This is a genomic window from Nonomuraea sp. NPDC050783, from assembly GCF_040802095.1.
Taxonomy (GTDB): Bacteria; Actinomycetota; Actinomycetes; order Streptosporangiales; family Streptosporangiaceae; genus Nonomuraea.
In genome coordinates, this window is the sequence record NZ_JBFAHK010000012.1 from 19,640 (window position 1) to 33,919 (window position 14,280).

14 protein-coding genes are annotated in these 14,280 nt (G+C 70.4%); 5 read left to right on the forward strand and 9 right to left on the reverse strand.

The annotated features are described in order from the left end of the window. Positions 1–47: 47 nt before the first annotated feature. Complete coding sequence (locus AB0H75_RS28725) at positions 48–2,027, forward strand: NACHT domain-containing NTPase (RefSeq protein ID WP_367801408.1); 1,980 nt, start codon at positions 48–50, stop codon at positions 2,025–2,027. A 311-nt stretch (positions 2,028–2,338) separates the two neighbouring features. Here the strand turns inward: AB0H75_RS28725 and AB0H75_RS28730 are convergent, their stop codons facing one another. The 3 genes from AB0H75_RS28730 to AB0H75_RS28740 form a co-directional block, all read right to left on the reverse strand. Further along, positions 2,339–3,706: an ankyrin repeat domain-containing protein gene (locus AB0H75_RS28730; RefSeq protein WP_367801410.1), complete on the reverse strand. Its 1,368-nt coding sequence runs from the start codon at positions 3,704–3,706 to the stop codon at positions 2,339–2,341. Positions 3,707–4,062: 356 nt separating this feature from the next. Next, on the reverse strand, positions 4,063–4,608 hold the full coding sequence (locus tag AB0H75_RS28735; RefSeq protein WP_367801412.1) for a transposase: 546 nt from the start codon (positions 4,606–4,608) through the stop codon (positions 4,063–4,065). Between the two features lie 73 nt (positions 4,609–4,681). After that, positions 4,682–5,545, reverse strand: a complete 864-nt coding sequence (locus tag AB0H75_RS28740) for a helix-turn-helix transcriptional regulator (RefSeq protein WP_367801414.1) — start codon at positions 5,543–5,545, stop codon at positions 4,682–4,684. Positions 5,546–5,631: 86 nt separating this feature from the next. Here AB0H75_RS28740 and AB0H75_RS28745 point away from each other — a divergent pair, with 86 nt between their 5' ends. After that, positions 5,632–6,414 carry an SDR family NAD(P)-dependent oxidoreductase gene (locus AB0H75_RS28745; RefSeq protein ID WP_367801416.1) on the forward strand — a complete coding sequence of 261 codons (783 nt, stop codon included), beginning with the start codon at positions 5,632–5,634 and terminating at the stop codon, positions 6,412–6,414. A gap of 216 nt (positions 6,415–6,630) precedes the next feature. Further along, entirely contained in the window at positions 6,631–6,993 is a 363-nt protein-coding gene (locus AB0H75_RS28750) for a hypothetical protein (protein WP_367801418.1), read from the forward strand. A gap of 134 nt (positions 6,994–7,127) precedes the next feature. On the opposite strand, the gene AB0H75_RS28755 is transcribed toward AB0H75_RS28750, so the two are convergent. Continuing rightward, the gene (locus AB0H75_RS28755; protein WP_367801420.1) at positions 7,128–8,123 is read right to left on the reverse strand and encodes a zinc-binding alcohol dehydrogenase family protein; all 996 of its coding nucleotides are present in this window, start codon (positions 8,121–8,123) and stop codon (positions 7,128–7,130) included. An 86-nt stretch (positions 8,124–8,209) separates the two neighbouring features. On the opposite strand from AB0H75_RS28755, the gene AB0H75_RS28760 reads away from it, so the two are divergent. After that, positions 8,210–8,632, forward strand: coding sequence for a MarR family winged helix-turn-helix transcriptional regulator (locus tag AB0H75_RS28760; protein ID WP_367801422.1), 423 nt, complete (start codon positions 8,210–8,212; stop codon positions 8,630–8,632). Between the two features lie 17 nt (positions 8,633–8,649). On the opposite strand, the gene AB0H75_RS28765 is transcribed toward AB0H75_RS28760, so the two are convergent. The 4 genes from AB0H75_RS28765 to AB0H75_RS28780 form a co-directional block, all read right to left on the reverse strand. Continuing rightward, positions 8,650–9,915 (reverse strand): TolB family protein, encoded by a 1,266-nt coding sequence (locus AB0H75_RS28765; protein WP_367801424.1) that lies wholly within the window; start codon positions 9,913–9,915, stop codon positions 8,650–8,652. A gap of 26 nt (positions 9,916–9,941) precedes the next feature. Next, positions 9,942–10,427, reverse strand: a complete 486-nt coding sequence (locus AB0H75_RS28770) for a SigE family RNA polymerase sigma factor (protein ID WP_367801426.1) — start codon at positions 10,425–10,427, stop codon at positions 9,942–9,944. Between the two features lie 297 nt (positions 10,428–10,724). After that, positions 10,725–11,372 carry a response regulator transcription factor gene (locus tag AB0H75_RS28775; RefSeq protein ID WP_367801428.1) on the reverse strand — a complete coding sequence of 216 codons (648 nt, stop codon included), beginning with the start codon at positions 11,370–11,372 and terminating at the stop codon, positions 10,725–10,727. After that, positions 11,360–12,769: a sensor histidine kinase gene (locus tag AB0H75_RS28780; RefSeq protein WP_367801430.1), complete on the reverse strand. Its 1,410-nt coding sequence runs from the start codon at positions 12,767–12,769 to the stop codon at positions 11,360–11,362. Before AB0H75_RS28780 ends, AB0H75_RS28775 begins: the two co-directional genes overlap by 13 nt. 12 nt (positions 12,770–12,781) lie before the next feature. On the opposite strand from AB0H75_RS28780, the gene AB0H75_RS28785 reads away from it, so the two are divergent. Continuing rightward, entirely contained in the window at positions 12,782–13,768 is a 987-nt protein-coding gene (locus AB0H75_RS28785) for a CPBP family intramembrane glutamic endopeptidase (RefSeq protein ID WP_367801432.1), read from the forward strand. A gap of 163 nt (positions 13,769–13,931) precedes the next feature. On the opposite strand, the gene AB0H75_RS28790 is transcribed toward AB0H75_RS28785, so the two are convergent. Beyond that, entirely contained in the window at positions 13,932–14,255 is a 324-nt protein-coding gene (locus tag AB0H75_RS28790; protein WP_367801434.1) for a hypothetical protein, read from the reverse strand. Between the last annotated feature and the right edge of the window lie 25 nt (positions 14,256–14,280).

Below are 14,280 nucleotides of genomic sequence, written 5' to 3' on the forward strand. Positions count from 1 at the left end.
GAATGATGTGCCTTGTGCTGCGGGATCGGCGACGGCGCTGGATCTGGGTGACCGTCATCAGCGGGCTGATGGTGGTAGGGCTCATGGCCCGCCAAGGCCTGCCCGGCGCCAAATGGGGCGATGTCGACCCCGGCGGCCTCGTGCTGGGGTCTCTGGGCTTGCTAGTGACGCTGGTGAGCCTGGTGGTGGCCTGGCCGAGAGGCGACACCGATGTGGAGGCTTACGCCGCCGAGTTGGTTCGCCAGGTGGAGGCGGCCACCCGCAGGGAGTTGCAGCAGTTGCTGGGCAGTGACGGCCAGGCCGATCACGCGGAAAAGCCCATCGATCTGGAGTTCGTACGGCTGCACACCCAGGCCGGCCAGGCCGAGGGAGCCGAAGAGTCGGGCACCCTGCTCCGGGTGGTCGACTATTACCGCCGGCTGCGGCCACAGCGTTTGTTCATCCTGGGCGCGCCGGGCGCGGGCAAGACGGTGCTCGCGCTGCACCTGATGCACGGACTGCTGCGGGAGCGTGACCCCGCTGACCGCATACCGGTGCTGTTGCCGGCGGCCAACTGGGACATCGCCACTGCGCTGCCCCGGTGGGTCGCCGGCCACATCGCCGCGACGTACAACCTGCCGGTGCGCGCCGCGGACGTGCTGGTCGACGCCGGAAGGATCCTGCCGGTCATCGACGGACTGGATGAAATGGACGGCGACATCTCGCCCGCCGCGCCATCGCGGGCCCGCCGTGCGCTGCAGGCGCTGAACATCTGTCTGGACTCTCACCTTGCCAAGTCCGCTGTGGTGGTGACCTGCCGCACGGACCGGTACGCCGCTTTGGATCAGGACGAGGTCAGAGCCCAGGATGCCGCGCATATCCAGATCACGCCCGTGAAGTCCGCGGCGGCCCAGGACTTCCTGGAAACCCGCGTCGGCACCGCCGGCTTACCGCGCTGGGCTCCCGTCCTGGACGTCCTGGACTTTCACCCCGACGGTACCCTGGCTCAGGCCCTGAGCACTCCCTGGCGACTCACGCTGGCGGTCACCATCTACCAGGAACGTCACCCCGACACCGCCGCCTACCTACGCAAACCGGCCGACCTGACGAAGCCGGCCCTCGACACCCCCCAGAAGGTGGCCGATCACCTCCTGGCCGCCTATATCCCCGCGGTGACGAGCATCGTCAACGCCGCCGGCCGCAATCCTCACGGCTATACCCGGAAAGATGTTCACCGCTGGCTGACCGTGCTGGCCCGTCATCTCGAGGCCGGCACTCGCACGCCGGAACGGGACGGCAAGACGGCCCCGTCGAGCACCGGCTTCGTCCTGCATGAACTGTGGCCGCTCGCCGGCGAACGTCCCTATATCCTGTCCCAGGCGATCACCTTCGTCCCTGCCTTCTTGTACTTCGTCACGATGCTGCTGGCCGTGCACGCGCGCTTCCGCTTCACCCTGGCCTTGGTGATCGCCCTGCTCATCACCCGGATGTGGGTCGTCACCTGGCCGGAACCATGGCATCTCGACCCCTCGGTCAAGGTACGGACCCGCTACCGCAAGGCGATGCTGCTGTCCGGGCTCTTCGCGGCCGGGGTCTTCACCCCGGCCATCGGGTTCGCCACCGGCTGGGTGGCCGGCTTGGCCGGCGGAGGCGCCTTCGGAATCGCGTCCGCGGTCGGGTTGGGTCTGCTGGCCCGCGGCACCAGAACCGTGGTGGGTCCGGATGACCCGATCCGCAACGACGTGGCCGGCTGGCTGATGTTCGGCCTTCAGCCGGTGCTGGCAGGGCTGTTGGCGTACTGGCTGTCAGGCGGGTTCACCGGCGGGCCGTGGTGGCTGGCCTGGACGCTGCTCTGCTTCGGGCTCATGCAGGCGGGCCGGCGGGCCGTCACGCGGTACCTGATGCTGCTCGTCTGCACCCGTGGACGTCTGCCCTGGCGCCTGGGCCGCTTCTTGAGGTGGTGCCATCAGGACGCGGGGTTGCTGCGGGTGTCGGGTATCGCCTACGAGTTCCGTCACCGCGAGCTCCAGGCCTACCTCGCCCGGTGACCCCGGGTTCGTCGGTGTCGGTGATCTTGCCGTGCGCTCGCAGGTGCAGAGATGGCCGGTGCCAGATGGGTTCTCGATCGCCGCCGACGGAGCTGGCCCGATCGGGCGCGTCCAGTCGCGATCTGCGAGCCCTGTCGCATCGGCCCGCTGGCCTGTTCGGCCCGGACGGCCCGTGCGTGATGGACTTCGGCATCGCCCGTACCGGCGACAGGCCACTGACAATGTCGGGGGTGCGGGTCCCCTCGTGGGCTCGAGAACGGGGAGAGCCGGGGCGAGCTGCGCGGTGGGCAGCCCGGACCCACGGCAGTAGCTCAGCGCGATCGAGACTCGATCAGGTCATGGAGCTGCTGGGTCACGGGATCGTGCGGGTGAGCGGCGTGGAACAGGTGCAGCCAGCCGTCGGCGTCGATCTGGACGAGATCGTCGCGGATGGACGGGTCGGCACCGCGCTCCAGGAGCAGGCGGATGACCTTGAGATGACCGCCCGGGATCGCCCAGTGCAGGCCGGTCCGCCCGAGGTAGGGCGCGACGTCGGGGTGGACGCCGCGGTCGAGGAACCAGCGCACGACCTCGATCCGGCCGTGCTGGCAGGCGTGGACGAACGCCTCCCCGACGATCTCCTCCGGATCGTCGGTCGGCGGCAGCCGGGTAGGGAAACCGGCTCCGGCGGCGTCGGCGAGGTTGGGGCGCGCCGATGCGGCGTCCGGCCGGAGACTGCCGTCCGCGTCGAAACAGGTCTGCACGAGATCCAGCCGGCCGCAGGCGGCATACGTCCACAGCGCCTGCGGGACGATTCCGTGCTCGGCGAGCAGGTCCACGGCCTCCGTGTTGCCGAGGAGGATGGCGTTCTCCAGCGGAGTGCTGCCCCACTTCCGGGTGCCAGGGTCGGCGCCGGCTTCAAGCAGCAGACGCACGTATTCGACCCGGTTGGCGCGGGCGGCCCAGATGAGCGGGACGTTCAGGTCGGTGGCCTTGCCGATCAGGACGTCCACGGCGGCGCGCGGCACGCCGAGCTCCTTCTCGAGCCGGACGCCGGGGATCGTCTCGGGGCCGGCGAGCATGTCCAGCAGGGTGTCGGCCTGCTCGGCGGTCAGAGCGGCCAGCCGATCGGTGTCGCCGGCCAGCAGGGCTTCGGCCTCGCGGTGCAGCCGCCGCCGCTTCTCCTGGCGTTCGTCGAGATCGCGCCGGGATTTCTCGGTGAACGCCAGGAGTTCCCGCCAGGTCGGGAAGCCGAGCTCCCGCGCGATGATCAGCCGCGCGTCGCGAAGCTCCGCGGTGGCGGCAGAGGTCGCGGTGGCGTGCCGGGGCACGTAGGCCCGCAGCCGTTGCAGCGCGGCCGGGTCGTTACGGCGCAGCTCGGCGAGGAGGCGGTCGGCCATCGAGACGTAGGCGCCCGGCCTGATCCCCATGAGGCGGGAGACCGGCCGGTCCTCGGTCGTGCTGCGGCCTTCGATGTGAGCGCGGAACTCGGCCCAGGTCCGGAAGCCGTGTTCCTGAGCGAGCACGAATTGGGCGTCGCTGAGCAGGAACCGCTCGGCGGCCCGGTCGTCCAGCACCTCGGCGACTCGAGCTCCGGCTGCCGGATCACCTGTCTCGTATGTGCGGTGCAGGTGCTTGGCCTGCTTGCGGTAGTACTCCAGGTTCGGATGGGCCGGCAGTTCGACATGACGATCGGCCATGACAACCTCCTTCGTCGCCGAGGTCCGCTCGCTCGGCCGGAAAGAGGTTGGTCTTGTCCGGTGCGTTGACGCGTTGCTCGAGGTGGGAAAGTCCCTGCCCGCGGACTGGCAGCGCCCTCGCACGCTCCTTTGAGCGTAATGATCGCTCTGCGCGGAGGCAACCGTTAGTGGGCGTTTCGTCCTGTCTGGTCCTAGGTTCAGGTGCCGCGCCAGATGGGGTGTTCTCGCTGGTGAGGTGGCGGGTCATGAGGTCGGTCACGGCGATGTGGATCACGGCTCCGAGTGGTCGGGCGGGGTTCGTAGTCGCGGGTCAGGCGGTGGTGCAGCATCAGCCGGCCGAGGGGGTGCTCGGCCACTCAGCGGCGCGGCAGTGGGGTGAAGCCTTTGGTGGTGGGATCGCGGGTGACGACTTCGAGGTCGATGCCCGGGGCTGGCGCGCGCTCGATGACGGTGGTGCGGTGGACGCTGTCGGAGACGTCGGCGGCGGTGACGAGCACGGCGAGGAGCAGGCCGAGGGTGTCGGTGATGATGCCGCGTTCGCGGCCGGTGATCTTCCTGCCGGCGTCGTAGCCCTGGCTGGTGGTGGGGACGTTGGCGGAGGTCTTGATGCTTTGGGCGTCGATGATGCAAGCGGTGGGCTCGGGGTTGTGGCCCGCGATGGTGCGCACGTGGCGGTGCGCACGTGGCGGTGCGCACGTGGCGGTGCGCACGTGGCGGCGCGGCAGGATGGTGAGTTGCTTGACGATGCCGTCCTTGTGCCGGTCGCGGACGTAGGCGTAGGCGGTCTGCCAGGGCGGGTAGTCGTGCGGGGAGGTGGCGTCAGGAACGCCGGTGCGGTTGACGTAGAGGATGGCGTTGCAGATGCCGCGCAGGTCGTGCTCGGGCGACCGGCCGTACGTCACCGTGGCGGTCCGAGAAGCGTCGGTCAGCCGGGCCGATCCTCGTCGAGGAGCGGCTCGCAGGAGGCGGTGCGGCTCACCTCGACAGCGATCTGCTCGCCCTGACGCCCTCGGTCCCGAGGACGGCGAGAAGGGCCAGGGCCTCGGCGTCAGGGGAACCCGGCGGGGCGCTGTACAGGACGAGGTGCTGGTCGCGGTCCGTGAGCGCGAGCGAGTCGCAGTCGACGGTGATCTCGCCGACGACCGGGTGGCGGAAGGTCTTGGTGAGCACCGGCGCGGCCTGCACGTCGTGCCGCTCCCAGAGCCGGGCGAACTCGCGGCTGGCGTCGCGCAGCTCGTCGACGAGCCCGGTCACCGCCGGGTCGGACGGATACCGGGCGAGGGTGGATCGCAGGTTCGTCACGACGTTGTGACGGAACTCCGCGGCGTCGGAGATCCCGTACAGCCCCGCGTCGGGGCGCTCCGATGCGAGGAAGGCCCGGCGCGCGAGATTGCGATCCCTCGGGGAGAGCCCGGCGAAGTCCTCCATGAGCGCGGCCGCGAGGTCGTTCCACGCGAGCACCTCGAACGTCGCGGACGTCACGAAGGCCGCCGTCTGCGGCAGCCGGTCGAGGAGGGTGAGGATGCTCGGGCGGACGTCGCGCCGATGCAGTCCGGTACGGCTCGGCGCGGTGCCCGCGAGGACGTGGAGGTGGTCGGACTCCGCGTCCGTGAGCCGCAGCGCGCCCGCGATCCCGGCCAGGACCTCGCCCGAGGGGCGCGGCGCCCTGCCCTGCTCCAGCCGGATGTAGTACTCGGTGGAGATGTGCGCGAGGACCGCGACCTCCTCGCGGCGAAGGCCCGGCGTCCGGCGTCGCGGGCCCGCGGGAAGGCCGGCGTCCTGCGGCCGCAGCCGCTCACGGCGGCTACGGAGAAACGCCCCGAGCTCCTGTTTGTCCATACCTGAAGTCTGCAGCCCGCACGGCGGCGTAGCGTGGTACCGCTTGTGCCTGCATACGGCCCGGAGGCCGGGCTGACACTGGCGGCATGACGAACGACATCGACATTGCTCCCATCGGCCTGCTCACCGGCAAGGTGGTGCTCATCACCGGGGCCAGCCGCGGCATCGGCGCGGCGGCGGCCCGGCTCTTCGCCTCCGAGGGCGCCGCCGTCGTGCTCGCCGCCCGCAGCACCGACGCCCTGCGAGAGATCGTCACCGAGGTCCGCGCCGGCGGCGGCGTCGCGGATGCCGTGACCACGGACCTCGCCGACCGGGCGAGCATCCGCGCGGCGGTCGACCGCGTCGAGGAGCTGCACGGACGGCTCGACGGCGCGTTCAACAACGGGGCGGCGATCCAGCGGCCCGGTCCGCTCGACACGACGAGCGACGAGGACGTCGAGGAACAGTTCGCGGTGAACTTCCGGGCGCACTGGACCGCGATGACGGCGGAGGCCGCACTCATGCGCCGGGGCGGTGGTGGGGCGATCGTCAACACGTCGAGCATCGGCAGCCGCCGCGCCAACCCGGAGCTCCCCGCGTACGGCGCGATGAAGCGCGCGCTCAACAGCATCACCGAGACCGCGGCCGTCACCTGGGGGCGGCAGGGGATCCGCGTGAACGGCATCACCCCCGGCGGCACGGTCACGGAGATGATCGACAAGTGGGAGGCGGCGTCCCCGGGCGTCATCGAGCGCATCAACGCGAGCATCCCGCTCGGCCGGATGGCCGAGCCTCGCGAGGTCGCGGAGGTGGCCGCGTGGCTGCTCAGCGACCGGGCCTCGATGGTGACCGGCGCGATCGTGCCGGTGGACGGCGGCGCCGGCGCCTGACCGACGGTGCTCGTCCAGCGGGCGGACGGCAACCTGGTCATACGCGACCACCGCGTATCGGCGGGCGGGCGGGCGACAGCCCGGGCGATCGGAGCGCCCGTTCCGTCCGGCGTGCAGAGGTGTATCAGCTCTTTGCGTCATTTGACGCAAGCGCTCCCCCGCTCCGGCGGCGAAGGATGTGGACGACATCTCGTCCCGCCTCGTCATGGAGGAAACATGGAAATCAGGCGTTTGACCGGAACCGCCGCCGTCGCGGCGACGCTGGCCGTCGCGGGGGTGGCCGTGGTCGCGCAACCGGCGGCGGCTGCCGTGAGCGTCAGTTACCGAAGCTCGCAGGGACAGTTCGACAACAACCCGGGCAGCGGGGCGCAGGCGTGGGCCTGGGTCTGGACCAGCAGCTCCATCGGAGCCTGGATCGACGTGCAGTACTACGACGGGACCGGCGGCAGGCTCGACACCCCGGGAGGGACCGCGTCCAGCGCGAACCTCCCCAAGGATGTCTGGATCATGCGCGTGTGCGAGTACTCCAAGAACCAGTTCAACGAGGTCATCTGGAGCTGTTCGGGCTGGAAGCCCTGATCGCGTCCCGCGTACCCGCGTGTCCGGCCGCTGGTCAACGGGGTCCGCCCGGTCTGACGTGCTCGGGTCCGAGGGCGTTGGATCCGGCAGGGCGGGCGCCTCGGCGGCCGGACTCTCGGGCCGTTTGTGGCTTTCTAGCCGACCTTGAGAGCCAGTTTCCCGACATAGTGCTCGTTCAGGGCGCGATGCGCGTCCCTGATGCGCTCCATCGGGAAGGTCCGGGCGAGGTGCACCTCGAAGGAGCTCGCCTCGATGATCGCGTTCAGCCGGTCGGTGGTGGCGCGGCTTCGGTCCCCGTCGTAGGAGGACACCGGCGCACCTGGTGACGTCGCGGGCAAGGCCACCCCGTTCGGCCAGGCGATCCGTCCCGAGCTCTTGATCGCGCGAAGAGCGCGTTCGGCGGTCTCGCCTCCCGCCGTGACCACGGCCCCGTCGAGCCCGTCCGGGGCGAACGCGAGGGCCGCGTCCAGCACATCGACCTTGCGGCCGTCGATGACGGTGTCGGCGCCCAGCCGCCGGGCCAGGGCGACACCGTCGTCACCGGAGGCCACGGCCAGCACCCGGATGCCGCTGTGCCGCGCCAGTTGCACGGCCATGTGCCCGATGCCCCCGCTGGCCCCGAAGACCATGAGCGTCTCGCCCGGACGCAGACCGAGCAGGTCGAGGCCGCTCAGCGCGGTCAGGGCGTCCCAGGCCATCGCGCCGGCCTGGTCGGTCGGCAGCCGGTCGGGCACGCGCGCCACGTACTCCGCCTCGACGACGGCGTACTCGGCGTAGGCGCCGCCGCGCGCGGCCGGCACCGTCGTGGCGTAGACGCGCTCGCCCACCTCGAACCCGGTGACGTCGCGCCCGACCGCGGCCACCGTGCCCGCCGCGTCCCAGCCGAGGACGTAGGGGAAGGTGGACGGGACGCCGAAGACGCCGTCGTACTTCCCCTCCCGCTCGACCGCGTCCCAGGACGCGACCCCCGCGAACTCCACCCGGATGAGGACGTCGTCGTCGCCGACCTCCGGGAGGGGGATCCGGCGCGGCGAGAGCTCGTCGACTCCGCCGAACCGGTCAAGGACGATCGCGTTCATTTGCGACACCGCGATCGTGCCACCCGCCGCGCGCTCGACTCTGCTGTCCATCAGCTCTCCTCATTTGCTTGAGTGACTCAAGGATTATTGGACCACAACTATTTGAGGGAATCAAATAAGCTGACTAGACTGGACCCATGGCGCTGCCGAACGGACCCGTACCCGCCTCGTCCGAGGCCGAGGCCGCCCTGTTCGACCTGGTCGACGTGTACGACCGGGCCTACGAGACGGCCGCGGCCGAGCTGTCGCTCAGCCCGGCGCAGGCATGCGTGCTCGGGCGGCTCGACGAGCCACGCGGCATGGGAGTCCTGGCCAAGGAGCTCGGCTGCGACGCCTCCAACATCACCCAGATCGTCGTCCGGCTCGAAGCGCTCGGCCTCGTCGCCCGCGAGCCGGACCCCCGTGACCGCCGTGCACGGCTCGTGGCGCGCACCCCCCGCGGGAACGAGGTCAACCACCAGTTCGCGGCAGCCTTCTCCTTCGCCCGCACGGCGGTCGGACGGCTCTCACCCGACGAGCAGGACCAGCTCACGGCGCTGCTGCGCAAAGCACTGGGCTGAGCCCCTCGCAGGACGGGTCAACGCTCGGGCGGGACGGCCGCCAGGTTCACCACCCAGTACCTGGCCGGCCTCTGCTCCTTGGTGACGCCCCAGTAGAGGATCGTGCTGGCCTCCGACGAGGTGCCGACACCGCTCCAGCTACCGGTCCTCGTGATCGCGGCCTGCTTGCCGGTCTTCAGGTCGTACACGGTGTCCCCGGACCGCAGGAAGCGGTCGAGAACGGGGTACCGGGAGAGCCCGCCCATGAACCCGGCCCCCGACAACTCGCGCAACCCGCTTCCGTCGGGGCGCTGGATGATCCCCCTGCCGCCCAGGCGGCCCTGGCACCAGGTCGGCCCGCATCGCAGGCCCGTCGTGCCCGGCCTGGCGGTGATCTCGACCTCCGTGCCCTCGGCCAGGTTGACGAGCTTGGTCTGGTTGGTCTCCAGGGTGTCGGGCCCGTCACCGACGTCACCGGCCCAGGGCCAGTGGATCAGGTGCAGGTTCTCGTCGCTCAGCGGCTCGACGGTGCCGCCCGCGAGCGGTTTCCGGTGCACCCCGCCCTTCACGGCCGACCAGACGACCTGGTCCCCGTCGAGCGCGATGGCGTCGATGGCGTACTCGGTCGTCGTGTAGGTCTTCCGCGCCTTGCCGCCGGACAGGGGGGCCCACCAGATCTCCGCGACCCTGGTGCGGTTCCTGTCCGTGCCCGTCGCGTACCAGGCGACGTTCGTGCCGTCGGTGGTGGCGCTCTGCGGGTAGTACTGCTTCAGGCCCTTGGTCGCCGGCACCTCCGTGACCAGCCGCGCCTTGCCGGTTTCAGTGTCATAAATCTCGATCTTTCCGGCCTTTTCAAACGAGGATTCCGCCATCAGCAGCACCTGGGTGGCGTTGATCCCGGTGACCGGGCGGTAGCGCCAGCCGTCGGCGTTCTTGGCGGGCATCTGGAAGAGCGCCTTCGGCCACAACCTCTCGACCGGAGTCCCCGCGGGAGACTTCACGGGATCCCTGGGCGCCACCGTCACGGTCCTGGTGACCTCGGGTTCGCCGACCGTCCCGCGATCTTCCCCGGCCGCGTGCGGGGCGGCCGTCCCGATGCCTTCGCCGCCCCCGCTGACGAAGATCCCTTTGGTGGCGGCCGTGCCCGCGCCCACCACGACCACCACCGCGGCCGCCGCCAGCAGCTGCGCGCGCCGCCTGGTCCGCCGGCGCCTGCGCTCGCCGATCCCGGCCAGCAGGTCGGACCCCGGAGCCCGCTCGGCCGCCTGCCGCAGCGCCCCGGCCAGATCCCTTTCCGTCCTCATGCCGGCCCCCTGCTCGTCTCCCGACCTCATGCGTGTCCCCTTTCGAGCACAGCGGGCCTGATCCTGAGCGTGGCGAGCGCCCGGAACGCCTGGCTGCGCACTGTTCCACGGGAGATACCGAGGATCGCGGCGATCTCCTCATCCGGCAGGTCCTCGTAGTAGCGCAGGACCAGCACGGCCTGCTGCCTCCTGGGCAGCGTGGCGATCTCCCTCCAGAGCTCGCCGAAGGTGTGGGCGTCGTGGTGGACCTCGTCCGGGACCTCGTCGGTCACGCGCTCCCTGCGCCGCCTGCGCCACCAGCTCACGTGCTGACGGGCCATGATCGTGCGCACGTACGCCTCGGGGCTGTCCTTGTTGCGTACGCGGCTCCAGTTGTCACCCAGCCTGAGCAGAGCCTCCTGTACGAGATCGGCGGCGTCCTCGGCGTTGCCCGTGAGCACGTAGCCATAGCGGAGCAGGGCTGATCCCCTGGTTCGGACGAAATCTTCGAACTCCACACCACCGTGACGCACGAGCCGCCCGCCCTGTTGCAAGGCTCTTCCCCCGAAGTGCGGCTGCGGCGGCACCAGGTGCCGCCGCCCGGAGCGACCTGGCCGGAACGGCCGGTAGGCGGCGCGCGGGTGCAGGTCGCGGCGCGCCGACTGACGAAGCGATCTTCCGGAGGCGACCTGATCTCCCCGGCGCGCTACGGGCCGTTCGACGATGACGTTGTCGCGCCCGGCCGCAGGGTCGCCCCGACCGGCCAGGGCTCGTCAGGACCTCGGCCGGCTCGGACGCCACCGCCGGCAGCCCGCCGGCAGCCCGCCCTGTCAATGGCGGGTCTGCAGGTAAGCCAGGACGGCCTGAACACGCCGATGGCCCGTGTCACCCGGAGCGAGGCCGAGCTTGGCGAAGATGTTGCCGATATGTTTGTGCACTGAGCTGTGCACGATGTGAAGCTTCTCGCAGATCGTGCTGTTGTCGTGCCCTTCGGCCATGAGGGCGAGCACATCCCGCTCGCGCGGGCTGAGCGCGGCCAGCGGATGGCCGCGGCGCCGGGTGAGGAGCTGGGCGACGACCTCCGCATCGAGCGCCGTGCCTCCTGCGGCCACTCGCCGCAGTGCCTCGATGAACTCCTCTACCCTGCTCACCCTGTCCTTCAGCAAATAGCCGATGCCACCACCCTCGCCGGAGAGCAGCTCGACGGCGTAGACCAGCTCGACGTACTGCGAGAGCACCAGGACGGGCAATCCCGGATACGCGCCCCGGGCGGCGATCGCGGCACGGATACCCTCGTCCCGGTAGGAAGGCGGCAACCGGACGTCCACGATGGTGACGTCGGGTCGGTGCTCGGCGACAGCGGCGTGGAAGCCCTCGGCGTCGGCCGCGACGGCCGCCACCTCCAGCTGCGCGCGTTCCAGCATCAGGGCGAGACCTTCCGCCAGGAGCACGTTGTCCTCGACGATCACGACCCGCACGGCAACTCCACCTTGATCGTGGTCGGGCCGCCGTGCGGACTGTCGATGTGGACGGCTCCCTCCAGCGCCTCGATGCGACGGCGGATACCCACGACTCCGGAGCCTCGCGTCTCGTCGACGCCGCCGCACCCGTCGTCCTCCACGGTGGTGCTCAACCAGTCACCCGTCCTGTGCACCGTGACCCTGGCGACGCTCGCGCCGCTGTGCTTGGCGGCGTTGGTCAGCGCTTCGGCGATCGTGAAGTACGTGGCCGCTTCGGCCGGCGCGGACACCAGGCCCAGGTCCTCGACATCGACCTGCACGGGCACCCCCGACTGCGCGGCGAGCGCGTGAATAGCCCCACCCAGCCCTCGATCGGTGAGGACCGGCGGATACATGGTCCGCAGTATGCTACGCAGCTCTCCCATGGCGCTCTCCGCCCCGATGCGGGCATCGTCGATGAGCCGAGCCGCCACCTCCGGATCATCACCCAGTGCCTGCTTGGCCATCCCCAGCCGCATGGCGATCGAGACCAGCCTGGCCTGGGTGCCGTCGTGCAGATCGCGCTCGATCCGCCGCAGCTCCGCCCCGTGCGCGTCGATGACCCCGGTCCGCGCCTCGGTCAACGCCTCCACCCGTCGTTCCAGTTCGTCGGCGGTGGAGCGGCCGATAAGAGCGCGCGTCATCGCGGCGTGCAGGCGCGCTGCCCGAGGAACGACGAGAACCCCCGATGGCACCGACACGGCGAGCGTACCCAGCCCCGTGGCGAGGGCCGCGGACCAACTGGTCACCGGGGTGCCCATCAGCATGTGCAGCGGGTCATCGACAGGTGCCAACCACCAGAAGAACATGGTGAACAGCGTCACCGGTGGCGTCCCGGCGAAGAACAAGCCGATCGCGCCCGCGACCAGCCCGACCACCGCATTCGCCGCGAGCCACCCGAGATCACGCCAGGTCATCCGGTCGGCGACCACCTGCCGCATCCACGAGCCGATACCACCACGCAGCGGCCGATAGCGGCGCGGGACCTGCTCCCCGAGCACCCAGCCCGCCAGCGCGCGGTGCACATCGGTCCAACGCCGCACCACCTGCACGGCGAGCGGCGCCAGCACCAGCCCCATCCCCGCCACTACGGTGCTGCCGACGGCCACCGCCAGCAGGAACAGCAGCAGGACACTGGTCAACGAGGTGAACAGCATGCACAGCAGGTAGGCCGTGTCGCGCACAACCCCCCGCAACGTCCTTCGCACAGATGTGCCGTCCTTCCTTCGATTCTCCCGAACAACTCCTCCAGACTGGACGGCCTCTCCGGCATCTCGCAGTAGAGCTGACTGCACCTTCTCGACGGTGGACTGCTCGCTGGTGACAGCGCCCGTCTGGTCCATAGCGTCCATGGCAGCCATCTGCCGAAAGATCATGAAGGGCGCCCCATGTCCACGCGATACACCAGATCCCTACCTGCCGGCTCCACCGCCGATCCGGCCGTCCCGCGACCCGCACCCAGGCGGGACATCGCGGTTTTCCTGCTCGTCGCCTTCGCGGGCAACTGGCTGCTCTGGACGCCGGTCGTCCTCGGATGGCTTCCCAGCGGACCGGGTCTCGTGGGAACGGACGCCACCCCCGTAGCACTCGCCATATCCGCGACCAGTATGTTCACCCCCGCGCTCGGCGTCCTCGTCGCCACCCGCCGATTGCGCCGGCCGGCGAGCCTCCCAGGGGCGACCGGGCTCACGTCACCGTGCCCGCGAGGGCGCCTCATCGGGTACTGCGCGCTGGCCTTGGCGCTGTTTCCCGCGATCAACCTGGGCACCCTCGCCGCCGGATCACTGCTCGGCCTGTACAAGGCCGATCTCACAGGACTGTCGGGCCTGCGCGAGGCGCTGGACATCGCACCCGGCACGCCGGTCCTGTGGCCCGCCCTCGCCACCGCCGCAGTGCTGTTCCTGGTCGGAGTGCCGCTGATGGTGGGCGAGGAATGGGGCTGGCGCGGCTACCTGGAGCCCCGGCTGCAACCGCTCGGCCTGCTTCCCATGGTGCTGATCAGTGGCCTGATCTGGGGGTTGTGGCATCTACCCGTCGCCTTCCTGGGCGACCGTGAACCGCTGCTCTGGCTGCCTGCTTACGTCGTCGACTGCACGCTGAGCGGCGCCCTGCTCTGCTGGCTGAGGCTGCGCACTCACTCCATCTGGCCCGCGGTCGTCGGTCATGCCGCCATCTCCGGCTTCCCGGGCGCCGTGATCACGGTCTGGCTCCACGACATGGACCGGCCCTTCGACGCGTTCGCCGTGGAGGTACTGGGCGGCTGGGTCAGCTGGGTGCTCAAGGCCGCCGTCCTGCTGGTGATCGTCGCCGTCGGCGGCTTCCGCCCCTGGTCTCCGCCCGTCCCAGCCCGTCCCGGGACAGGCGTCTGTCCATGACCTGCCAACCGGACGAGGTGAGGCTTCCCAGGCTGGACGGCTGCGGGCGGCGGTCCACCGTGGCGGACTGATCGCACACGTCTGGGGTATCCCCCGCCGCCGCCCGGTGCGCCTATCCGCGTTTATTCTCGATGGCTGTACTTCGCCGGAATCCGATCGCGGCTCAGGTCCACTCGTTCCCTGCGATGTGCACGCTGTGAGTGGTGTCCGCGGTGGCGGCGCTCTCAGCGAACGCGAGTCCGGCCGCCGCGGTGCAGGCAGCGATGGCCAGAGCGACGATACGCCGCATGTGTCCTCCAACAAGTAGGCAGGTGATTCCTTCCACGATGTTCTTCGTCACGGCGGCCGGCCGCCAGACATTGATTCGCCAATAGTTGCCTTTTCCCTGCCATCCGGATGAATGGACGGCTACGGCGCTGCTGCGCGAGGCGATGCTCGACCCGGTCGCCGCCGCGCGCCCGGGGATCGCGGAGAACCGTGCCGTCATCAACGAGGCACGGCGGGCAGCGGGC